19 protein-coding genes and 4 pseudogenes are annotated in these 20,600 nt (G+C 71.6%); 18 read left to right on the top strand and 5 right to left on the bottom strand.

The features are described 5' to 3' along the window. Position 1: 1 nt before the first annotated feature. Positions 2-127, top strand: a complete 126-nt coding sequence (locus H3H54_RS19215; RefSeq protein WP_316249245.1) for a hypothetical protein — start codon at positions 2-4, stop codon at positions 125-127. A gap of 98 nt (positions 128-225) precedes the next feature. Beyond that, positions 226-1,263: an SRPBCC domain-containing protein gene (locus H3H54_RS19210; protein ID WP_316249066.1), complete on the top strand. Its 1,038-nt coding sequence runs from the start codon at positions 226-228 to the stop codon at positions 1,261-1,263. Here the strand turns inward: H3H54_RS19210 and H3H54_RS16165 are convergent. Together H3H54_RS16165 and H3H54_RS16160 are read right to left on the bottom strand one after the other, a co-directional pair. After that, positions 1,162-1,857, bottom strand: a complete 696-nt coding sequence (locus H3H54_RS16165; protein WP_262424657.1) for a hypothetical protein — start codon at positions 1,855-1,857, stop codon at positions 1,162-1,164. The genes H3H54_RS19210 and H3H54_RS16165 overlap by 102 nt on opposite strands. A 302-nt stretch (positions 1,858-2,159) precedes the next feature. Then, positions 2,160-3,671: an NAD(P)/FAD-dependent oxidoreductase gene (locus H3H54_RS16160; RefSeq protein WP_262424656.1), complete on the bottom strand. Its 1,512-nt coding sequence runs from the start codon at positions 3,669-3,671 to the stop codon at positions 2,160-2,162. Positions 3,672-4,226: 555 nt separating this feature from the next. On the opposite strand from H3H54_RS16160, the gene H3H54_RS16155 reads away from it, so the two are divergent. From H3H54_RS16155 to H3H54_RS16130, 5 genes and pseudogenes are all read left to right on the top strand, one after another. Beyond that, positions 4,227-4,595, top strand: a complete 369-nt coding sequence (locus tag H3H54_RS16155; RefSeq protein ID WP_262424655.1) for a hypothetical protein — start codon at positions 4,227-4,229, stop codon at positions 4,593-4,595. Continuing rightward, entirely contained in the window at positions 4,559-5,659 is a 1,101-nt protein-coding gene (locus H3H54_RS16150; RefSeq protein WP_262424654.1) for a hypothetical protein, read from the top strand. Before H3H54_RS16155 ends, H3H54_RS16150 begins: the two co-directional genes overlap by 37 nt. A 187-nt stretch (positions 5,660-5,846) precedes the next feature. Further along, positions 5,847-7,009, top strand: a pseudogene (locus H3H54_RS16145) (exonuclease SbcCD subunit D). Further along, positions 7,006-10,119, top strand: coding sequence for an SMC family ATPase (locus tag H3H54_RS16135; RefSeq protein WP_262424653.1), 3,114 nt, complete (start codon positions 7,006-7,008; stop codon positions 10,117-10,119). The pseudogene H3H54_RS16145 and the gene H3H54_RS16135 overlap by 4 nt, the downstream one beginning before the upstream one ends. Further along, the gene (locus H3H54_RS16130; RefSeq protein WP_262424652.1) at positions 10,047-10,193 is read left to right on the top strand and encodes a hypothetical protein; all 147 of its coding nucleotides are present in this window, start codon (positions 10,047-10,049) and stop codon (positions 10,191-10,193) included. The genes H3H54_RS16135 and H3H54_RS16130 overlap by 73 nt, the downstream gene beginning before the upstream one ends. Positions 10,194-10,257: 64 nt before the next feature. On the opposite strand, the gene H3H54_RS16125 is transcribed toward H3H54_RS16130, so the two are convergent. Both H3H54_RS16125 and H3H54_RS16120 read right to left on the bottom strand, forming a co-directional pair. Then, entirely contained in the window at positions 10,258-10,611 is a 354-nt protein-coding gene (locus H3H54_RS16125; RefSeq protein WP_262426513.1) for a VanZ family protein, read from the bottom strand. Continuing rightward, positions 10,548-10,883, bottom strand: coding sequence for a hypothetical protein (locus tag H3H54_RS16120; RefSeq protein ID WP_262424651.1), 336 nt, complete (start codon positions 10,881-10,883; stop codon positions 10,548-10,550). Before H3H54_RS16120 ends, H3H54_RS16125 begins: the two co-directional genes overlap by 64 nt. Positions 10,884-11,127: 244 nt before the next feature. On the opposite strand from H3H54_RS16120, the gene H3H54_RS16115 reads away from it, so the two are divergent. From H3H54_RS16115 to H3H54_RS16075, 11 genes and pseudogenes are all read left to right on the top strand, one after another. After that, positions 11,128-11,562, top strand: coding sequence for a DUF456 domain-containing protein (locus H3H54_RS16115; protein ID WP_262424650.1), 435 nt, complete (start codon positions 11,128-11,130; stop codon positions 11,560-11,562). 70 nt (positions 11,563-11,632) lie between these two features. Further along, complete coding sequence (locus H3H54_RS16110; RefSeq protein ID WP_262424649.1) at positions 11,633-13,822, top strand: ABC transporter ATP-binding protein; 2,190 nt, start codon at positions 11,633-11,635, stop codon at positions 13,820-13,822. Beyond that, positions 13,819-15,700 (top strand): annotated as a pseudogene (locus tag H3H54_RS16105) (ABC transporter ATP-binding protein). The gene H3H54_RS16110 and the pseudogene H3H54_RS16105 overlap by 4 nt, the downstream one beginning before the upstream one ends. A gap of 11 nt (positions 15,701-15,711) precedes the next feature. Continuing rightward, entirely contained in the window at positions 15,712-15,999 is a 288-nt protein-coding gene (locus H3H54_RS16100) for a hypothetical protein (protein WP_262424648.1), read from the top strand. Positions 16,000-16,106: 107 nt separating this feature from the next. Next, on the top strand, positions 16,107-16,493 hold the full coding sequence (locus H3H54_RS19195; RefSeq protein WP_316249064.1) for a class I SAM-dependent methyltransferase: 387 nt from the start codon (positions 16,107-16,109) through the stop codon (positions 16,491-16,493). Continuing rightward, positions 16,490-16,579: pseudogene (locus H3H54_RS19190) on the top strand (SAM-dependent methyltransferase); the annotation flags it as partial. The gene H3H54_RS19195 and the pseudogene H3H54_RS19190, both read left to right, overlap by 4 nt. Before the next feature lie 27 nt (positions 16,580-16,606). Then, positions 16,607-16,987: a hypothetical protein gene (locus H3H54_RS19185; RefSeq protein ID WP_316249063.1), complete on the top strand. Its 381-nt coding sequence runs from the start codon at positions 16,607-16,609 to the stop codon at positions 16,985-16,987. 106 nt (positions 16,988-17,093) lie between these two features. Next, positions 17,094-17,714: a WXG100 family type VII secretion target gene (locus tag H3H54_RS16090; RefSeq protein ID WP_262424647.1), complete on the top strand. Its 621-nt coding sequence runs from the start codon at positions 17,094-17,096 to the stop codon at positions 17,712-17,714. Beyond that, entirely contained in the window at positions 17,711-18,034 is a 324-nt protein-coding gene (locus H3H54_RS16085) for a hypothetical protein (protein ID WP_262424646.1), read from the top strand. Before H3H54_RS16090 ends, H3H54_RS16085 begins: the two co-directional genes overlap by 4 nt. Positions 18,035-18,142: 108 nt before the next feature. Continuing rightward, positions 18,143-18,940, top strand: a complete 798-nt coding sequence (locus H3H54_RS16080; protein WP_262424645.1) for a hypothetical protein — start codon at positions 18,143-18,145, stop codon at positions 18,938-18,940. Then, entirely contained in the window at positions 18,937-19,632 is a 696-nt protein-coding gene (locus H3H54_RS16075) for a hypothetical protein (RefSeq protein WP_262424644.1), read from the top strand. Before H3H54_RS16080 ends, H3H54_RS16075 begins: the two co-directional genes overlap by 4 nt. A 262-nt stretch (positions 19,633-19,894) precedes the next feature. On the opposite strand, the pseudogene H3H54_RS16070 reads toward H3H54_RS16075, so the two are convergent. Beyond that, a pseudogene (locus H3H54_RS16070) lies at positions 19,895-20,590 on the bottom strand (ISL3 family transposase); the annotation flags it as partial. Positions 20,591-20,600: the final 10 nt, after the last annotated feature.

Here is a 20,600-nt window from a genome sequence, read left to right as displayed (position 1 = left end):
GGTGGCAGGACTGATCGGCTGCCTGCTGCTGGTCGCGGCGCTGCCGGGGAGTACGGTCGTCTCAGGCGTGGGACTGGTGCTGATCGGCGTCCTCTACCGGGGGATCGTGCTGGCCGTGCGCCGCTGAGGCGGAGGGCCGCGCCCGTCGGCGGCTCCGCTCTTTGCCGGTTCGTCTGTACCCCCGCTCCACCTGGCCTTCCGCTCCACCTCTGAAGGAGATCTGACATGGTCGACGTCCCCACCCAGCTGCAGTCCGTCACCCGCACCTACCGCACCGAGGAGCGCGAGGGTGCCCCTGCGCACGTCCAGTCCCTCGAGCAGACCTACCCCGCCCCGCTCGCCGACGTCTGGGCGGCGGTCACCACAGCCGAGCGAATCGAACGCTGGTTCCTGCCGATCAGCGGTGACCTGCAGCAGGGCGGCCGCTACCAGTTCGAGGGCAACGCAGGCGGCGAGATCCTGGTGTGCGAGCCACCCGCCGATGGTGCCGCAGAGGTCGCCGTGACCTGGGAGATGATGGGCGCGGTGTCCTGGGTGACGCTCCGCCTGGCCGCCGACGGCGAGGCCGCCACCCGCGTCGAGCTCGAGCACATCTCCCGCACCGCCGACATCCCCGCGGAGATGTGGGAGACCTTCGGCCCCGGCGCCACCGGCGTGGGCTGGGACGGAGGCATGCTGGGTCTGGGCCTCCATCTCGGCGCGACCGAGGGATCGCTCGCCCCCGGCGAGGCCGAGGCCTGGGCAGGCACCGAGGAGGGCCGTTCCTTCTACCGCGGCGCGGCAGACGGCTGGGCCGTGGCCCACACCGCCTCCGGCGAGGACGCCGAAGTCGCCCAGCAGCGCGCCGACGCCACCTACGGCTTCTACACCGGCACCGGGGTGACTCCGGAGCTGACCAGGAGAGCTGAGGCCCGGCGCTCACACGGCGCGGGCTATCACCCGGCCCCCGCCCGGGCGCTGGGCGGCGGGGCAGGCTGCTGCGGCATGGGGCGACCGTACGGCGGCGGAGGTCAGCGGCGCGAGCGGATTTCGGCTGATCCGCGCCGCGCGTACGTGTATCCACCGGCCTCATACGTACAGTTCCCGCGGTGTACGAGCGGCGTATGCGCGGAGGACAGTGGATGCCGTGCCGGCGAGAAACCGGGGCGGCGCCGCCCCGGCTCAGGTGAAGGAGGTCCAGGTGGTGTCGGCGTCGATCAGCCAGTGATTGCGCAGGGTCAGCGCACGCTCCGTCGCCGCGAGCACACCGGCGATGATCAGTGACGTGTTCACCCAGGTGGGCAACTGGACCGGGGAGGTGAAGGTCCCCACTCGCTCGGCCACCATGTCCAGGCTCGTCACGAGCTCCGCGGCCTGCGGCACCATCAGCACGAGGCCCACCAGGAGGATCAGCACCGCCAGCAGGCCGACCATCCTGCTGACCGTCGGATGGCGACGGTCGAACCGTGCACGCAGACCCTCGAGCGAGCGCCGATGCGGGCGCAGCGCCCTGGCCGGACTGCCGTCATCTGGAACGTGGTGCATCCGCGTCAGCCCGTAATCGCTGGTCCCCACCTCGATCACCCCGCCCGGCACCGCGAAGGCCACCGGCGGATTCGCGATCTGTTGCTGATGGCCGTCCCGGTACAGCGCGATGGGGGCGTGCCGGAAACCCTCGGCGATCTTCCCGCCCTCGAGCTCGGCGGCGAGGTAGCGGACATCGACGGCATAGAACGAGGTGCGACCCTCATGCTCGGACGGATCCAGGAAGAACTGAGTGCGGGTGAGCAGCTGCCACCAGCCCAGATCCTTCAACGCGCTGCCGTCACCCGGCTTCGCCCGCCGGAGCTTACGGGAGCGCTTCAGTCGCGTGAACATGGTCCTCCCGGGGAACGGCATGACGCCGCAGTTCTGCGGCACGGTCCCATTTCACCCGATCCATCGGCTCTCTGACCAGTGCGATCTGTCATCTCCTCCGAAGGGAGGAGCCCGGCGGCTGAGAAGCGCGAATTGCCGGAGCGAGCGACGGCCCAGGGATCGGCCGGGCCCGGAACCTGCGGGGGATCTCGATCTATCCCGCTCGGACGGACCGTGCCATAGAGGGGACTGCGGATGTCGGACGTAGTCAGGCGCCGAGGGATCCGTGCCGGAGCGGCGCGGATCCCGAACGTCGCGGTCGCTCAGCTGCGACGCATCTCGGGCGGCAGCTCCTCAAGCAGGCGCAGCCACAGCTCGGAGGCGGTGGGGAAGCTCGGCACCGCGTGCCGCAGCACGTGCACAGGCACCGCGCCGACGATCGCGATGGTCGCCCCGTGGAGCAGCTCCGAGGCCTCCGGGCCCACGAATGTCGCACCCACCAGCAGCTGCGTGCGCGCATCGATCACCAGCTGCGCGGTGCCGTTGACGTCGTCGCGCAGCAGCGCCGTGCCCGCCGCCCCGCTGTAGGGGACACGCGCGGTGACCACCTCGTGTCCCGCATCGCGGGCCGCCGCGGCGGTGAGGCCGACGGAGGCGACCTGCGGATCCGTGAACACCACCTGGGGGACCGGCACGTTCTCGGGGACCGGTTCGAGCCCCTCACCGGTCGCACCCGCGCGGATGCTCTGCCCGATCACGCGGGCACGATATTTGCCCCAGTGCGTCAGCGGCACCTCCCCGCTCGCGTCACCCACCGCGTGCAGCCACGACGGCAAGGGTGTCCCGGCCCCGTCGTCGGCGGGAGGATGCTCGGCGTCGGTGATGTCATCCGCGGTGAGCCCGATCGCCTCGAGGCCGACGTCATCGAGGCGCGGGCGACGCCCGGTCGCGGCCAGAACCTCGTCGACCACGATCTCCCGGCTGCCGCTCGCGTCCTGGACACGCAGAGTCACGGGGCCGCCGTGGAGGCGGCCGAGACCCGCCGCGCGGGAGTCCTCGCGCTTCCCGGAGAGCACCGTGGTGCCGAGCTCGACGGTGATCGCGCGGTGACGCAGAGCATCCAGAACATGCTTCCCCGCGAAGGGTTCGAACCCGCTGAGCAGTGCGTCGCCGCGCACCAGCAGGGTGACCTCGCTCCCGAGAGCCGCCATCCAGGTCGCGGCTTCGACGGCCACCACACCACCGCCGACGATCGCCAGCCGGTCAGGGATCTCCCGTACCCCGGTCGCATCGCGTGAGGTCCACGGGGTGAGCGGCGCGAGCTCCTCGGGGATCGTCGCGCTCGAACCGGTGGCGATGACGACCGCGCGGCGGGCGAGCACGCGGGTCGAGCCGCCTGTGGCCGCGGCGCCGTCCGGTCCTTCAGCGGGTGTGACCAGCACTTCCCGTTCACCGACGATCCGGCCGTGACCGCGAAGCACCTGGATGCCGGCTCCCTCGGCCCATTCCACCTGCCCGGCGTCGTCGTAGTGCGAGACCCACTGATCCCGGCTCGCCAGCAGCTCCTCCCGTTCGAGCACCGGGGTGGAGAGCCCTGGCAGATGGGCCGCGGTGTCGGCGATCGTCGGTGGTCGCAGCAGCACCTTGGAGGGGATGCACGCGTAGTAGGAGCACTCGCCGCCGAGCAGCTCGGACTCGATGATCACGGCGGAGAGATCGGTGCCCTCGATCGCGTACTGGGCGAGGTTCTCCCCGACAGGACCCCCGCCGAGCACGACGACGTCGGCGGTGACTTCGGAGGTGGTGGCGGGCGTGGACGGGACGTCGGTGGCCATGACGGCACGCTACGCCGCTCCGGGCACGACGTCACCCGGGTCGGGCCGCGCTGTGGACAAAGCCCCCTTCTGGTCCCCGCTTCTCCGCCCTCGGACGTCCTTCGAACGCCTTCTGCGCAGGAGGTTGTGGACAACCCATTGCTGTGGAGGAGAAATGAAAGTTGTCCACATTCTCGGGGGTCATGGTGTGGAATGTGGATAGCAGTCACGCTGGGTATCCACATTTCCGGCTCGGCCTTCCGCGTCGAATGTGCCGCCAATACTCTGTAGGGGTCGGGATGGCAGTGGTCGCCCGATGGTCAGGGCCCGCATCAGGGACCGTTCGAACACCGGGAGAGTCAAGGGGTGGGATGCGATGAGCGAGGTGCAGAAGCGTGGCGCGCTGTTCGGCGATGACGAGGCGCCGCGCGAGAACCACAGCGACGCGGAGATCTTCCTCGAGTCCCTCCCGCGTCGCCTGCGAGTGGTCCGCGCACGGGAGGAGATGACGCGCGACTCCCTGCCCAGGCGCAGCAACAGCGCGGGGACCCCCAGCTCAGCGCTGCCGCTCAGCGGGTGTGGGACGCGGAGAAGCGGACCGCCGCCGCTCTCGCTGCGCAGTACCGCGCCCTCGCAGCACTGCACGAGCTGGACGGGAGCTACGAGGAGGCGGCGGAGCTCGATGACGTCGATCCGCTCCGTGCCGCGCTCGCGCTGAGGGTCACGAAGAACGCCGCCAGCTGGCAGCTGCGGGACGCCCACCAGGCCGTGCACCTCTTCCCACGAGCCCTCGAGATGCTCGAATCCGGGGCCATGCCGTCGGCATGGTTCCAGAAAATGCTGAAATCATCCCGCCCCTCAACGATTCCTCGCGCAGGAATCTCGATATCGCTGTCCAGGCCTGGTCGATGGATATCCCTGCCGAGCGGTTCTTCACGCTGCTGAGTGCATTGATCGACCTGCTCGAGCACCGTGAGGAGAAGCCCCACCCGAGCTCACGCCTCGAACGATCGGCCAGGCTGCTCCCCGGCCACGAGCCGGGTACCGGGATCCTGCAGATCGTCGGCCCCATCCCCGAGATCCTCTCGCGATGGAAGACGCTCGACGAAGCCGCCAGAGCGATCCAGACTGCCCAGCGCACCGCCCTGCGCGAGGGCACACCCATTCCGCACGATCCGGACGGTGACGTGCTGGCCACGGGGCGCGCATTGCCGCTGACCCAGCTGCGCTACCTGCTCATGAGCCTCGCTGAGCTCGACCTCGAGGGCGTGGAGGTGCCCACCGAGCGCTTCCGTCTCAACATCACGGTGCCCGTCCTCACCCTCCTCGGAGCCTCCGACGAGCCCGGCACCCTCGACGGCACCACCCCGTTGCCGCCGTCGATGGCGCGCTCTCTCGCCGGCAGCGCCCAGGTCTGGCACCGGGTCCTCACCGAACCCACCAGCGGCGCCTTCCTCCCGTTGCCCGCAGACAGATACGTGCCCACCGCGTCGATGCTCGAGCACCTCCGCCTGCGCAACAGCCTGTGCGCCGTGCCCGGCTGCACCCGGCCCACCTCCTGGGCCTCCGAATGCGACCACATCGAGGAGTGCCGGCGCGGCACCCCGGCACAGGCGCGCTCACCGAGGTCGAGAACCTCCACCTGCTGTGCTGGCAGCACCACCTCGACAAGACCAACGGCCTGCTGGACCCCACCCGTCTCCCCACCGGAGCCGCCGAACCAGGTCGCTCGCACTGGCGCATCGGCTCCCACGGCGACGCTGTCACCGTCACCGACGAGATCGACACCGCCAGCATCCAGATGGCCGAGGACCTCACCCTCGCCTGGACCTGCTTCCTGCGAGGCACCCACGCCGGGAACGTCGCCACACCGCCCGTCCCTGCAGGCGAGGAACCGTTCCGCACAGCACCGCCCCTCACAGGTGGCCGGACAGCGGAACCCCCACCACCACCGCCACCGGACCTGCATCCACCATCCGCACCGCCCCCTCAGCGACCTTCCCCGGTGATGAGGAGACGTCTCCCGACCCCTGGGGCGGTCAGGGACCACCACCCTTCTGACAGGGGAGGATCCCGCCTCCCACCCCACGCCGAACCCGGCGCGCACCCCCGTGCGCCGGGGCATCGGCATGCCCGCGACGTGCAGGATGTGCACGCTCGCGCCGGCTGTCGGCCCCCGCTCGTAGAGTCAGGGGCATGAAGATCCTGCACACCTCGGACTGGCACCTCGGGCGCACCCTGCACAAGGTCGACCTGCACGAGCACCAGGAAGCCTTCCTCGACTGGCTGGTCGCGCTGGTCGAGGCCGAGCGCGTCGACGTCGTCGTCATCCCCGGAGACGTCTACGACCGAGCCGTGCCCGCCGTGACCAGCGTGAAGCTGCTCGACAGCGCCCTGGCTCGCCTCGCCGGCACCGGCGCCACCGTGGTGCTCACCTCCGGCAACCACGACTCCCCGGAACGACTCGGATTCGGTCGCTCGTTCATGCGCCCCGGCATCCACCTGCTCACCGATGTCCCCGGCATCGACCACCCCGTCTCCGTCAACGATGAGCACGGCGAGGTGCTCTTCTTCGGCCTGCCCTACCTTGAACCCGACCGCGCCCGCACCGAGCTCGTCGCCGACGGGGAACCACCCTTGGCACGCAGCCACGAGGCCGTCACCCGCGCCGCCCTGGACCGCGTGCGCGACCGCGTCGCCACCCACTCCGGCGCCCGCACCGTCGTGCTCGCCCACACCTTCGTCACCGGCGGCGAAGCCAGCGACTCCGAACGAGACCTCTCCGTCGGCGGCGTCGACTCCGTCCCCGCCGGAGTGCTCGGCGGCATCGACTACCTCGCCCTCGGCCACCTCCACGGCTGCCAGGACCTCACCCGCACCATCGGCGCCCCGGCCTGGTACTCCGGCTCCCCGCTCGCGTTCTCCTTCTCCGAGCGCAACCACCGCAAATCCGTGCTCATGGTCGAGCTCGGCGCCCCGGGGACCCCAGCGGAGGTCCGACGGATCGAGACCCCCGTGCCACGCCCCCTCACCGAGCTGCGCGGCACGCTCGAACAGATCCTCGCCCGCCGCGACGAGCACGGCGGAGACTGGCTGAAAGCCATCGTCACGGACCCCGCACGCCCCGCCCACCTCCAGGAACAGCTGCGCGACGCCTACCCGCACCTGCTGGTGACCGAATATGCGCCCGAGGGGCGTGAAGCCCGCGAGGGCACCCCGTGGTGCGTCGTGAGCAGAACCCGCTTGAAGTCATGGACGAGTTCCTCGCCCACGTCACCGGCGCCGCTCCCACCACTGCCGAGCACGAGGTGCTGGACCGCGCCTACACCGCCGTGCGCCGTCAGCAGGAGGCCTCGTGAAGCTCCACCACCTGCGACTGACCGGCATCGGCCCCTTCGCCGGCACGGCCGAGATCGACCTCGCCGCCCTCGGCGCGAGCGGCATGTTCCTGCTCGAAGGGCCAACAGGATCCGGCAAGTCCACGATCCTCGACGCGATCGTCTACGCCCTCTACGGGCAGGTTGCAGGCGTCGCCACCAGCGCGGACAGGATCCGTTCCCAGTTCGCCGCACCCACCGAGCCGAGCATCGTGGACCTCGTGTTCGAGGTTCCCTCCGGCATCTACCGGGTGCGCCGGCAACCCGAATTCCAGCGCCTCAAGAGGCGCGGCACCGGCACCACCAAGGAACAGGCGAAAGCGCTGCTGTGGCGGATCGGTTCCCCGCAGCTGATCGCGGGCGTCGTCGCCGACACCGCCGGCGGTGGCGCCGGCGTCGAGGTCATCGCCAGCCGCATCGACGAGGTGGGCCGCGAGATCCAACGCGCCGTGGGCCTGTCCCGCGACCAGTTCACCCAGACCGTGCTGCTGCCCCAGAACGAGTTCGCCCGCTTCCTGCGCGCGGGCACCGGTGAGCGGCAGGCGGTCCTCCAGCGCGTCTTCGGCACCGAGACCTACGCGCAGGTCGAGAAGCAGCTGGAGGAGATGCGCAAGCAGGCCAAGCGCGAGGTCGACGCCGCCCAGCAGACCCTCGGCACGGCGCTCGCCCGCTTCACCGAAGCCACCGCCCTCGAGGACGAACAGGTCACCGCACTCCAGGAGCATGCGACGGCCCTGCGCCTGGAACCTCTCGCCGTGCGCGCCGAGGAGCACCTCGCCGCGGTCACCTCCCGCGCCGAGGAGACCCGCGACGCCGCCCAGAAGGCAGGGGCCCAGGAACAGGCCGCCCGCACCGCCGCCGAGGCCGCCACGCTCGCCCGCCGCCGCATCGACCGGCGCCGCGAACTCGATGCGCTTGCCACCCGCCTCGAGACCGAGAAGCCCGCCGCAGCACAGGCGCACACGGCCCTGCAGCGGGACGAGGCCGCCCGCCCCGTCGCCGAGCTGCTGCGCCGTCGCGACCTCGCCTCATCCACCGCGGAGGAGACGATCGCGGCGCTCGCCGCCCTCGCCACCGAGACCCGCGCCGCACACCCCCAGCTCGTCGAGCTGCTCGACCCAGCACGCGACCTGGACGCGACAACATCCGACGCCGACGCCGATGCCGACGAGGCACCCGCTCTCTTCGCAGCTCCGCACGATGGAGCAGACGCCGAGGCTGCACCTGCCGCCGCGACCCCGGACGGTGCTTCCGAGACGCTGACCGCTGCCGCGGAGGAGGCGACCGGCGCCGCCGGGGCGCTGCGTGAGCTGGTCGAGCTCGAATCCGGGCTGCCCGCACGGGAGAAGCAGCTCAGCGCCCGCCGCGAAGCCCTCAGCACACAGCAGAAGCAGCTCGACGCCGCAGTCACCCAGCTCGCGGCCCGCCCGGCGCAGCGCACGGCGCTGCTCGAGCAGCGGGATGCCGCCCGAACCGCCGCCGCCGGCCTCGGCGACGCCCGGGCCGCCCACCGCACCGCGCAGGAGGTTCAGCGGGCCACCACAGCCGCCGTCGCGCAGGAGAAGACCGTCGAGACGGCCCGTACCGCCGCCGAGGACACGCTGCGCACCGCGAAACAGCACGCCGAGGCCGAGGCCGAGCTGCGCCGCCGCCGCTTCGCCGGCATCGCGGCCGAGCTCGCCGCCGACCTCGAGGACGAAGCGGCCTGCCCCGTCTGCGGTGCCCTCGAGCACCCCCACCCCGCCGACCCGGCCGACGACGCCGTCAGCCCCGAGCAGGTCGAGGCTGCCGAGACCCAGCGGCAGCAGGCCGAACAGGCCCAGGCCCGCTCCGAGCAGGCCCATGCCCTCGCCCGCCAGCAGCTCCAGCAGCTGCGCGAGAACGCCGGGGACCACACCCCCGAGTCCGCACAGGTCGCTGTCACCAAGGCGAAGCAGGCCGTCGAGGCCGCCCTCACCGCCGAGCAGCAGGCCGCAGCCCTCGAGAAGCGCATCAGCGCGCACGAGGAGGAGACCCAGCAGCTCACCGCAGCGAAGGAGAGGACCGCCCTCACCGTCGAGCGCGAGCGCACCGCGATCGACGAAGCCGCCCGCACCCTCGAGGCCGACCGTGCCAAGGTCGCCGAAGCCCGTGGCGACGATGCCTCGATCGCCGACCGCCGCCGCGCCCACAGCGCCCGCGCCCGCGCTGCGACCACGCTGTGCGAAGCGCTGCGCCGCCGCATCGACGCCGAACAGCGCGCCGCCGACGCCGCCGCCGAGGCCGACCGTGCCCTCACAGACAGCGGGTTCGCCACCGCCGAGGCGGTCCGTGCCGCGGTCCTGCCCGCCGAGGAGCGCACCCGGCTCCAGAAGCTTGCTCAGGCCCGCGCCATCGACGAATCCCGCCTCGCCGACGGACTCGCCGAGGACGGCATCACGGCCACAGTCGCCACCGACGAATCCCGCGAGCAGGCCGAGGCCGCTCTCGCCGCCGCCGGTCAGACGCTCACGGCCGCCCAGGCCGCCGCCCGGGAGGCCGCCGGCCTCGCCGCCCGCACCGAGGGCATCGCCGAGCGCGGCCGCACCGCCCGCGCCGCGCTCGAGAAGGCGTCGGCTCAGGTGCGCGCCGTCAGCGAGAGCGCCGGCGTGACCGTCCGCGTCGCCGACCTCGCCACCGGCCGCTCCGCCGATGGAGAGCGCGTGCAGCTGTCCACCTACGTGCTCATGTGGCGCCTGGACGCGGTCATCGACGCCGCCAACTCCCGGCTCGCCCTGTTCTCCGGCTCCGATCTTGAGCTGCTGCGCGACACCGGAGCTCGCGGCGCGCGGAAGACGGGCCTCGACCTGCTGGTCCTGGATCGCCGCACCGACCAGGTGCGAGTGCCCGAGACGCTCTCCGGCGGCGAGACCTTCTTCGTCTCCCTCGCGCTCGCGCTGGGCCTGGCGGACATCGTCATGGGCGAGGCCGGGGAGTGCGGATGGAGACCCTCTTCATCGACGAGGGCTTCGGATCCCTCGACCCCGAGACCCTCGAGACCGTGGTCCGCGAGATCGGGCGCCTCGCCGAGAGCGGCCGCACGATCGGCATCGTCAGCCACGTCGGCGACATGAAGGCCCAGATCGCCGAACAGATCCACGTGCGCCGCGGCGCCGACTCCCGCTCGACGCTCACCGTCACCGCGTGAGCGGGCCAGAGGCCGCGGGTTGGTCGGCGCAGTGACGCCGGCGCGGCGACGAGCGGGGACCGCCTCAGCGCGCCGGCCCGTCGTCCGGGCGGGAGCCGCGATCGAACAGCGGCACCCCGAGCCGCGTGAGCAGCGGCGCGCACAGCGCCCCCGCCCAGGCGCCGGCGGTGTTCGCGAGCAGATCCTCGATGTCCGCGATCCGCACCCCGCACGGATAGATCCCGAACGCACCGGTGTACTGAGTGACCTCGATCAGCGCCGAGAGCAGCAGCGCCATCGCCACCGACGTCGTCGCATCCAGGCGGAACACGCCGCGCAGGATCATCCCCAGCGGCACGAACAGGGCGACGTTCATCAGCACCTGCAGCACCGGGAAGCTGGTGGCCATCTCCCACCACCCCGCCCCGACGCGATGCAGGGCGAGCAGCTCGGCCGCGGTGTGGAACGGATCCAGGCGCAGCGCGCCCCGGACCTGCTGCGACAGGTCACCGCCACGTCATAGGCCGGAGCGATCGTGAGCCCGGCGAGAGTCATCGTGTACACGCAGATCACGGCCACTCCGGCCAGACGCGGCGGCCGCACCCGCCCGAATCGCCGACGCTGCAGCCACATCGCCGGCAGCAGGATCACGGCGAAGACGCCGATCCCGCCCGCGATACCGACCAGGACCAGTCGCAGCAGCTCGCTCACAGGAACACGGTACGGTCCCGGGCTGGACGGTGACCGCTCTCGCCCGACGTGAGCACAGTCATCGCGACGCAGCCGCACCGCTAGGATGGACGCGGCCCAGCAATCGCTCTCCCACCCATCCCGCTCCAGGCACCGACGCTCCCGAGCCCCAACGCTCCCGAGCGCGACGTCTCCTGAGCACGATGGTTCCGGAGCGGCGCTGCGGCCCCGACGCCCCCTCTCATTCCCCTGGAGGACCACCGTGGTGGATTCCCTGACCGTCCAGATCATCGTGACGGTCCTCGCCGGACTCGCCTACGTCGTCGGCCTCGTGGGCATCGTGGTGCCCGTCCTGCCCGGCACCATCACCCTCGTGATCGCGACCCTGATCTGGGCGATCGTGGTGGGCGGCTGGCCCGCCTGGGTCGCGTTCGGGCTGGTGCTCGTGTTCGGCGCGATCGGCATGGGCACCAGCTACGTGCTCACCGGGCGCAAGCTCCACGCGGCCGAGGTGCCGATGTGGCCGATCTACGTGGGCATCGCCTCCGGCATCGTCGGCATCTTCGTGATCCCCTTCCTGGGCCTCCCGATCGGCTTCCTCATCGGGCTCTACGTCTCCGAAGCGCTGCGGCAGGGGACTGGAAGAAGGGGTTCACCTCCGCCTGGATCGCGATCAAGGCCCTCGGCGTCGGCATCATGATCGAGTTCTCCCTGGCCATGCTCTCCACGATCACCTTCGCGATCGCGGTCGTCGTCCACTTCGTGACCGCATGACCCGCGCCGACACCTCGCCCCGCCGCCGCCCCCGCACCGACACGCCCCGCGCCGCCGAGCCCGCACCGGGCCCAGCCCGCCTCGAACTGCCCGGGAACCAGCACCCGGCCGTGCTGATCCCCGGCCTGAAGCGCCTGCTCAAGGGCTCGTGGGAGCTGCGCAAGTGGTTCATCCTCGCCGTGCTCGGCGCGACCGCCTTCGCCCTGCTGCAGATCGCGACGTCCGCCGTCATCGGCCGCGTCACCGAGCAGGTCATCGTGCCCTCCTTCCAGCGCGGCGAGGCCGCTCCCGTGCTGCTCGTCGGCGGAGGCGTCGCGATCCTCGGCATCGCCGTGGCCCGCGCCGTCACCGTCATGGCGCGGCGCATCTTCGCCGCCGCCACCCAGTACGACCTGTTCCGCCTCTACCGTGAGCGGATCGTCGAGGTGTACGCGAAGGTGCCGCTGCTGTGGCACCGCCGCCAGGCCACCGGCACCCTCCTCAGCTCCGTCTACTCCGACGTCGAGGCGACGTTCTTCGCGATGGCGCCGTTCCCCTTCGCGCTGTCCACCATCGTGATGCTGGCGTACGCCACGGTGGTCGTGGCCCGCATCGACCCGGTGATCCTGCTGGTCATGCTCGCCCTGATCGTTCTGCTGATCATCCTCAACGTGCTGCTGCAGCGCTTCGCCACCCCGATCGCGATGCGCTCCCAGCAGCTGCGGGCCGAGGTCGCCGAGATCGCCCATGAATCCTTCGACGGCGCGAACGTGGTCAAGTCGCTCGGCCGGGAGGACATCGAGGAGGAGCGCTTCACCCGCGCGGCGGACGATCTGCGCGAGACGGGCATCCGCTTCGGCTACATCCGCGGCTGGTTCGACCCCGCGATCGACGCCCTGCCCAACCTCGGCATCCTCGCCGTCGCCGTGATCGGCGCCTGGCGGATCGGGGAGGGGCACCTCACCACCGGCCAGCTGGTCGAGGTCGCCTACCTGTTCACGCTGATGTCCCTGCCGATCCGCTCCTTCGGCTGGGTGCTCGGAGACCTCTCCCGCACCGTCGTCGGCGGCAGCCGCGTCCAACAGATCCTCGACGTCGCCGACGAGCGCACCTACGGCCCCGACCCGCTGCCCGAGGGGCCGGGCGTGCTGGAGATCGAGAGCGTCTCCTTCGTCTACCGCGACGACCCCGCCCAGGTGATCCTGGGCCGCGGCGTCCGCGCCGAGGACCTGCGGGTGCGCGAGGGCCACGCCCTGACCGACGTCTCCCTGCGCGCCGATCCGCGCGCCGGCACCCGGGTGCTCGCCGTCGTCGGTGCCACCGGCTCCGGCAAGTCCAGCCTCGCCCTGCTCGCCGCAGGCCTGGTCGCCCCGACCACCGGCACCGTCAGCCTCGACGGCGCCGAGCTGCGCACCCTCACCGCCGAGGCGCTCACCGCCGACGTCGCCCTCGTGCTCCAGCAGGCCTTCGTGTTCGACGCGACTGTGCGCGAGAACGTCACCCTCGGCGAGGACATCGACGAGCAGACCGTGCGCTGGGCGCTGCGAGTCGCCCAGGCCGAGGCTTTCGTCGACGCCCTGCCTGACGGGCTCGACACCGAGCTGGGGGAGCGCGGCGGCTCGCTCTCCGGCGGTCAGCGCCAGCGCATCGCGCTCGCTCGGGCGCTCTCCCGCAGGCCCCGACTGCTGATCCTCGACGACGCCACCAGCGCCTGCGACCCCAGCGTCGAGCTCGCCATCCTCGATGGGATCCGCCGCGAGATGACCGAGTCGACCCTGCTGCTGATCGCGTACCGCAAGTCCACCATTTCCCTCGCCGACCAGGTCGTCTTCCTCGACCACGGCCGCGTCTCCGACGCCGGCACCCATGAGGAGCTGCGCAGCCGCAGCGAGGGCTACCGCGCCCTGGTCGACGCCTACGACGAGGCCGCGATCTCCCACAACCTGCTCGAGTCCACGAAGCCCCAGCCCAGCGACGGCCCGGACCCCGCCGTCGCGGTCCCTGCCGAGCGCGAGCGCACCGTCACCGGTGCCATCGAGATCCATGGCACCGGCCGCTATCGCCGTGAGGAGATCTGGGGTGACGACCGCGAGTGCGAGGTGCCCACCCATACCGGCGCACTCCCCGCCGTCGGCCGCCCCGATGAGAGCGACCAGACCGACGACACCGACGAGACCGACGTGACCGACGAGAAGGCCGGCCGATGACCGCCGCACCCACCACCCGCACCTCCTCCGAACTGGGCTCGGAGACCACCACCGACGAGGGCGCGCTCGCCACCATCCGACGCGGCCTGGCGCTCACCCCGGAGCTGCTGCGCGGCCTGTGGATCACGCTGCTGCTGGCCGTCGTCGCCACCGCCGGCAAGGTGGTGGTGCCGATCGCGGTGCAGTCCATCCTGGACCGCGGCATCATCGCCCCCGAGACCCCCGACGTCGCGTTCGTCGCCGGCGCCGCGGGCCTGGCCGCCCTGGTGCTGCTGGTCACCGCGAGCTGCAACGTGCTGATGAACCGCCGCCTGTTCCGCCTGGCCGAGCACTCCCTGGCCACCCTGCGCAAGCGCGCCTTCCGCCACATCCACGACCTCTCCCTGCTCACCCAGGGCACAGAGCAACGCGGTGCCCTCGTCTCACGCGTGACCAGCGACGTCGACACCGTCAGCCAGTTCATGAGCTTCGGCGGGATCATGCTGGTGGTGATGAGCTTCCAGCTCGTGCTCGCCACCGCAGTGATGCTCTTCTACTCCTGGCCGCTCGCCCTCGCCGTCTGGATCTGCTACATCCCGATCCTGCTGATCATGGGCTCCCTTCAGAAGCGCATCCGCGCCCGCTACCAGGTGGTGCGCACCAACGTCGGCCGCATGCTCGGTGCGGTGTCCGAGTCCCTCGTCGGCTCCGCCACCGTGCGCGCCTACGGCACCGAGGACCGCACCCGCCGCGGGCAGGACGAGCGCATCGGCGAGGTGCGCGACGCGCAGTTCGCCGTTCTGAAGCCCCAGTCGGCCTCGTTCTTCCTCTCGGAGACGGCCGACGGGCTCGCCACCGCGATCGTGGTCGTGGTCGGCATCGTGCTGGGCACCGGGGCGCTCGGCGTGGACCTGCCGGGCAGCGACCTCACCGCCGGCGGCGTGATCGCCTTCGTCTTCCTCGTCTCGCTGTTCAGCCAGCCGGTGCGGATGGGCATCGAGATGCTCTCCGAGGCGCAGAACGCGGTGGCCGGCTGGCGGCGCGTGCTCGGCGTGCTCGACACCCCGGCCGACGTCGCCGACCCCGCCGGCGCCATCGACCCCCACACCGGCCGACGCGTCGAACCCGTGCCCGGCGCGACGCCGCTGCCGGAGGGTCTGCTTGACATCGAGATCCGCAACCTCCGCTTCGCCTACCCCACCGGCCCCGAGGTGCTCCACGGCATCGACGTGCACATCCCCGCCCGCTCCCGCATCGCGATCGTGGGGAGACCGGCAGCGGCAAGACCACCTTCGCCAAGCTGCTCACCCGCATGATGGACCCCGCCTCGGGCGAGATCCTGATCGGCGGGATCCCCCTGCACCTGGTGCCCTACGCCTCCCTGCGCGACCGCGTGATCATGGTGCCGCAGGAAGGATTCCTCTTCGACACGTCCGTGGCCGGGAACCTGCTCTACGGCAAGCCCGACGCGACCGTGCAGGAGATGCGCCAGGCGCTCGACGAGCTGGGGCTCGGCAGCTGGGCCGACGAGCTGCCCGAGGGGCTTGACACCCCGGTCGGCCAGCGCGGCGAATCCCTCAGTGCGGGGGCGGGCAGCTGGTGGCCCTCGCCCGCGCCTACCTCGCCGACCCGGACATCATCGTGCTCGACGAGGCGACCAGCGCCGTCGATCCCGCCGCGGACGTGCGCCTGCAGCAGGCCATCGACGGCCTCGCCCGGGGCCGCACCACCATCACCATCGCCCACCGCCTCTCCACCGCCGAGCGCGCCGATCGCATCATGGTGCTCGACGGTGGCGACCTCGCCGAACACGGCACCCACGCCGAGCTCGTCGGCCTCGAGGGCGGGATCTACGCCGGGCTGCACCGCTCGTGGGTGGCGCATCGCAGCGAGCGGTGAGCGGAGGAGCCATGGATGCGGACCGCGCACCGCGCACTGTCGCGATCCTTGCCCCCGTGATGGGTGTGGTCTCTGGCCTCTGGTCGGCTCTGGCGACGCTGATGGTGGTCACCTTCGCCAGCCTCACCTACTACCTGCCGCCGCCGCCCGGTTCGACGGAGGCCACCGAACACCACGACTGGAGCGTGCCGACGCTCCTGCTCGCCCCGCTGAGCGTCGTGGGCATGGTGCTTGCGGTGGTGGCATGCGTGGTGGGGGTGCGAGGACTTGTCAGGGGTTGGTGGTGCGTAGCTGGGTGATGCTCCTCCCCGGTGCGGCGCTGGTGCTGGCCACCCTCGCCATGCTCCTCGCCAGGTCGGTCACCCATGGCACGTACTGAACTGCGGGATCCCCTAGGATTCTGCGCGTGCCTGCACCGCTGACCCCGCCGGACCCCCAGCGCCCACCAGCTCGGCTGAACCCGCCGGTACCCCCGGTCTCTTCGCGTGACGAGCCCCGGTTTCGCGACCCCGAGCGCAAGAGTGCTCTGGCTGCCGCTTTCCAGGACCAGGGCGAGGTCTACGACCGGCTGCGCCCGGGTTATCCCGACGGTGCGCTCGCTGCGATGCTCGCGCAGACTCCGCCGGCCGCGGGGAGCGGTGGCGTCCGAGCAATCGATCTCGGCGCAGGGACCGGCAAGCTCTCCTGGGCGCTCGTCGGCTGCGGCCTGGAGGTCACCGCGGTGGACACCAGTGCCGCGATGCTCGAGACCGCGCGAGATGCCGGGCCGACGGGGGAGGGGGCAGACTCCTGACCACCCATCTCGCCCCCGCAGAAGCGACCGAGCTGCCGGCCGGCTCGGCCGAGCTGGTCACTGTCGCCCAGGCCTGGCACTGGTTCGACGCACAGGCAGCATCTGTCGAGGTCGTGCGACTGCTCGCGGACGGCGGGGTGCTCGCCCTGGTGTGGAACATGCTCGACGTGACGATCCCCTGGGTGCATCGCCTCTCCCGGATCATGCACGCCGGCGACATCCACCGCGAGGACTTCCTGCCCACCGTCGGCCCCGAACTGGAGCTCACGGAACGCAGCGTGCACCAGTGGCAGGATCCGATGCCCACCCAGGACGTCATCGACCTCGCCCGCACCCGCAGCTACGTGATCACCGCCCCCGAGGAGCGCCGCGCGAAGGTGCTCGCGAACCTCGACTGGTACCTCCACGAGCACCTCGGCCACGCGCCCGGTGACATCGTTGGGGTCCCGTACCGCACCGACCTGGTCCTGTACCGCGCCGCTGATGGGGAGTAGTCCCCATCGTGCTCCGACCCTTCGCTGACTACGCTGGAGAACCACAGCGGGGCCGACGGGGCGGGGGTCGGCTCACGGCACGAGGGACGACGGGAACGGGACAGGGATGAACAGCTTCTTCGGAGCGGACACCGAGGCGCTGCGCGACTACGCGCAGCGGGTGCAGACGGGCTCCGGGCGGCTGCTCGAGCTTCGGGCAGGTCTCACCTCCCAGGTCGCCTCCGTCGACTGGGTGGGTCCCGACGCCGACGCCTTCCGCAACGACTTCAGCGGCCGGATCTCCGCCCTGTTCGACCAGGTCGGCAGCGAGCTGGAACGGCGCCGCACCGATCTCGACATCCACGCCGAGGAGCAGGACGAGGCCAGCGGCGTCGACAGCGCAGGCAGTGGCAGCGGTGGGGGCGACGGCGCGGGCAGCGGCGACCGCTCCTTCGGCGACACGCTCGGGGACCTCCTGTCCAACCCGCTGACCGCACTCGGCAGCACCGTGAGCGCCGTCGGCGGGGCGGCCGGCGCGGCCTGGAAGGCGTTCAAGCAGGGACGCAGCCTGCTCTCCCTGCACAGTGCGATGAACACCCTCGGCCCCGCGGCACAGTCCGCGCAGACCTTCATCCGCTCCGGGATGGTCGACGACGCCGCCGGATTCCTCGGCAAGCTCGGCGGTGTGGGCCGCTTCCTCGGCGGCGCCGGGGAGTGCTCGGCATCGTCGGCGGAGTCTCCGACATGATCAGCCCGCCGCACGACGGTTGGCGAGGGATCGGCGACCGGATCGCCGGCGGCCTCAGCGTCGTCGGTGGGGCCGGAGGCCTCGCGGTCGCCCTCGGGGCCGGCGCCGCCCTCGGACCCGTCGGCCTCGGGGTCGTCGCCCTCGCCGGCGTCGGCGCCGGACTGTGGGCCGCGGGCAACGCCGTCTACGACAACTGGGATTCGATCACCTCCTTCGCCGGGGACGTCGGCGGGCACGTCAGCGACTTCGTCTCCGACGCAGGTGACGCCGTCGGTGGTGCGGTCGACGCCGTCGGCGGTTTCCTCGGCGGTCTGTTCTGATCCGCCCGCGCACGCCCGGTAGCCTCTGGACATGACTTCTGCGCAGCCCGACCCGTCGGACGCCCCCGCTTCTCCGCCGAGGACATCGAGATCGCGACCGAGCTGCTCATGCAGCCGCTCAAGGAGCCCGTCACCGAAATCGTGACCCTCACCGACGAGGAGCTCCTGGCACTGGACGGACTCGAGCGCGACTCCCTCACCCCGACCCCGTGGGTCACCGAATCCGCCGCGGGCCCCGACGCCCGCGCCCTCGTCACCGCCGCCGCGATGCGCTCCATGATCTCGCGCGGCATCGTCACCTCGAGCACCGTCCTGGACCCCCGACGCTACGAGGAGGGCAGCCAGGAACCGGCGCGCATGGTCGCCGTCCCCGCCCTCCAGGGCACCGCCGTGCTGCGCCGCACCTCCGATGCCGTGCTGATCGCCGAGCGGAAGACCGAGCGCGGCACCGCCTACAGCTACTTCTACCTCTTCCATGTCGAGGGCGGGGTGCGAGTGCTGTGGGAGGCCTTCGACGCGGCCGGATTCCACCTGTTCTTCCTGCTCGACGGCGCGACCCTGCCCGAGCAGCTGCTCGCCTTCGTCGACCCCGTCTCCGGCGCCGGCGAGGACGACGGCGACGCCGACGAGGTGCCCTCCGCAGCTTTCGCGACGAGCGCCGCCGCAGCCCGGCTCGCCGAGGCCCGCGCCGTCACCACGGTGCTCGTGCTGCACCGCGAGGACACCGAGGGACCCACCGCCTTCACCCTCTTCTCCACCCCCGACGCGCTCGAGCTGATGGAGACCGACGGCGAGGGCGAGGCCGCCGTCCAGCGCGTCGGCGCCGTCTCCACCGCCACCCTCACCGCCTTGGTCGAGGACCTCATCACCGGCACCCGCCCGGACGCTGCGGACGCGCAGCAGTGACCGCCCGCTCCGCAGCCCGTCGCCACCGCGACGAGGTCGGTGTGGTCCTCGCCGTCCACGCCGACCGGCCCGGACCGTTCGTGATCGGCGGATTCGTGCTCGCGTGGCTGCTGTTCTCGGGCCTGACGCTGATCAACCCCGGCGAGAGCCCCGTGCTCGCCGCAGCCCCGACCGTGATCTTCGCGCTCCTGTTCGGCCTGGTCCTGCTGTACGTCAGCGGGGAGCGGCTGATCGTGTGCGAGCGCGGCCTCGTGCTCGGCTCCGTCGCCCCCGGGCTGCGCCCCTCCGTGATCCGCTACGAGCAGATCGTGCCCGGCAGCATCGTGCCCGTGACAGGAGCGCGACGCTACGCCGCCCAGACCGGCACCGGCGGCTTCCCCCAGTCCACCGTGCGACGCTCGGTCTGGACTCGGCAGGGACTCCACTTCGTGGGCCCCTCCGCGCAGGAGGCCCGCCGGCACAAGGCCCTGCTCGCCCCGCTGCAGGACCCGCCCCCGCGCTCGGTCGACGGTCGCTGGGTCTGGTTCGTCGGCACCGGGGCCACGCGGCCCGAGCAGGTCACGGCGCAGATCGCCCAGGCTGCCGGAACCTGTGGCGCCGTCCAGCTCGCCCAGGCCACCAGCGCCGCCCCGGTGCGCGAGCTCAGCGGGAACCCGGCCGACGCCGCCCGCCACCTCCCCGGGCTCCGCTGACGGGGGCGGGGCGGGGCGGGGGCGCCTGCGCCGGTGCCCGCGTCTGCGCTGCGCTGTGGCCCTGCGGTTCGCGAGCTCCGCGCTTGCCGTCCCCGGGTGCGCGTCCCCTCGACCGTTGCGCAGTGGTGCTCCGCCGCTCGAGCGTTGCGCAGTTGGCGGTCTGAGCACGTAGAACGCCAACTGCGCAACGCTCGGCGCGGGGCCCCATCGTCGGTCGATGACGCAGCTCCAGCACTGCTTGATCCTCTCGTTATCTGGCTCTTCACGAACGAGGGTGTAGTTGGGGTCTGAATCCTCCTGACTCGAGTAGTGATCTGGCGATGTAGTGGCTGAGGTTGCGGAAGCTGAGGGCGGTGCCGCGGAGGTGTTCGAGTCGGCCGTTGATCGCCTCTGTCGGGCCGTTCGAGGTGCCGGGTCGGTCGAAGTAGCCGAGGACATCGCCGGCGCGTTGCTTCAGCGTGCGAGCAAGTTTTCGCACCTCGACAAGGCCTGCGGGAACGCCGTCGCCGATCCGGTTGATCGTGTCTTGCAGGAAGAACCGTCCCAGGCCGCGGTCCTTCTCCCGGTATGCGGTGATCATGTCCTGGTAGACGCCCCACGTGGCGAGAACTTCGACGTGCCGCTCGTCCGCGAACAGCGCGTCGAGCCGGGCCTGTTGTTTCTCGGTGAGGAGCCCGGCGCCGGTGAGCAGGGTGCGGCGGGCTTGGTAGAGCGGGTCACCCTTCATGCCCCGGCGGCCGAAGACGTCGTGCTGGACGCGGCGGCGGCAGTTCTCCAGTGCGTCACCGGCGAGGCGGATCACGTGGAACGGATCCATTACTGCGGCGGCCTTCGGAAGCTCTTCGGTGGCGGCGGTTTTGAACCCGGTGAAGCCGTCCATCGCGACGACCTCGATCCCATCGCGCCATGGCTTCGGCCTGTCAGCGAGCAGCGACCACACCCTCGTTCGTGAAGAGCCGGATAACCGA

It is taken from the genome of Brachybacterium sp. Z12 (genome assembly GCF_014400405.1).
Lineage (GTDB): Bacteria > Actinomycetota > Actinomycetes > Actinomycetales > Dermabacteraceae > Brachybacterium.
This window is presented reverse-complemented; position numbering and strand designations above follow the sequence as displayed.

Excerpts from the sequence above, each read along its gene's own strand:
- H3H54_RS16080 (WP_262424645.1), top strand. The coding sequence starts at position 18,143 with ATGCAGCCGCTCAAGGAGCCCGTCACCGAAATCGTGACCCTCACCGAC.
- H3H54_RS16160 (WP_262424656.1), bottom strand. The coding sequence starts at position 3,671 with ATGGCCACCGACGTCCCGTCCACGCCCGCCACCACCTCCGAAGTCACC.
- H3H54_RS16110 (WP_262424649.1), top strand. The coding sequence starts at position 11,633 with ATGACCCGCGCCGACACCTCGCCCCGCCGCCGCCCCCGCACCGACACG.
- H3H54_RS16165 (WP_262424657.1), bottom strand. The coding sequence starts at position 1,857 with ATGTTCACGCGACTGAAGCGCTCCCGTAAGCTCCGGCGGGCGAAGCCG.
- H3H54_RS19210 (WP_316249066.1), top strand. The coding sequence starts at position 226 with ATGGTCGACGTCCCCACCCAGCTGCAGTCCGTCACCCGCACCTACCGC.
- H3H54_RS16150 (WP_262424654.1), top strand. The coding sequence starts at position 4,559 with ATGGATATCCCTGCCGAGCGGTTCTTCACGCTGCTGAGTGCATTGATC.
- H3H54_RS16100 (WP_262424648.1), top strand. The coding sequence starts at position 15,712 with ATGGATGCGGACCGCGCACCGCGCACTGTCGCGATCCTTGCCCCCGTG.
- H3H54_RS16085 (WP_262424646.1), top strand. The coding sequence starts at position 17,711 with ATGATCAGCCCGCCGCACGACGGTTGGCGAGGGATCGGCGACCGGATC.
- H3H54_RS16090 (WP_262424647.1), top strand. The coding sequence starts at position 17,094 with ATGAACAGCTTCTTCGGAGCGGACACCGAGGCGCTGCGCGACTACGCG.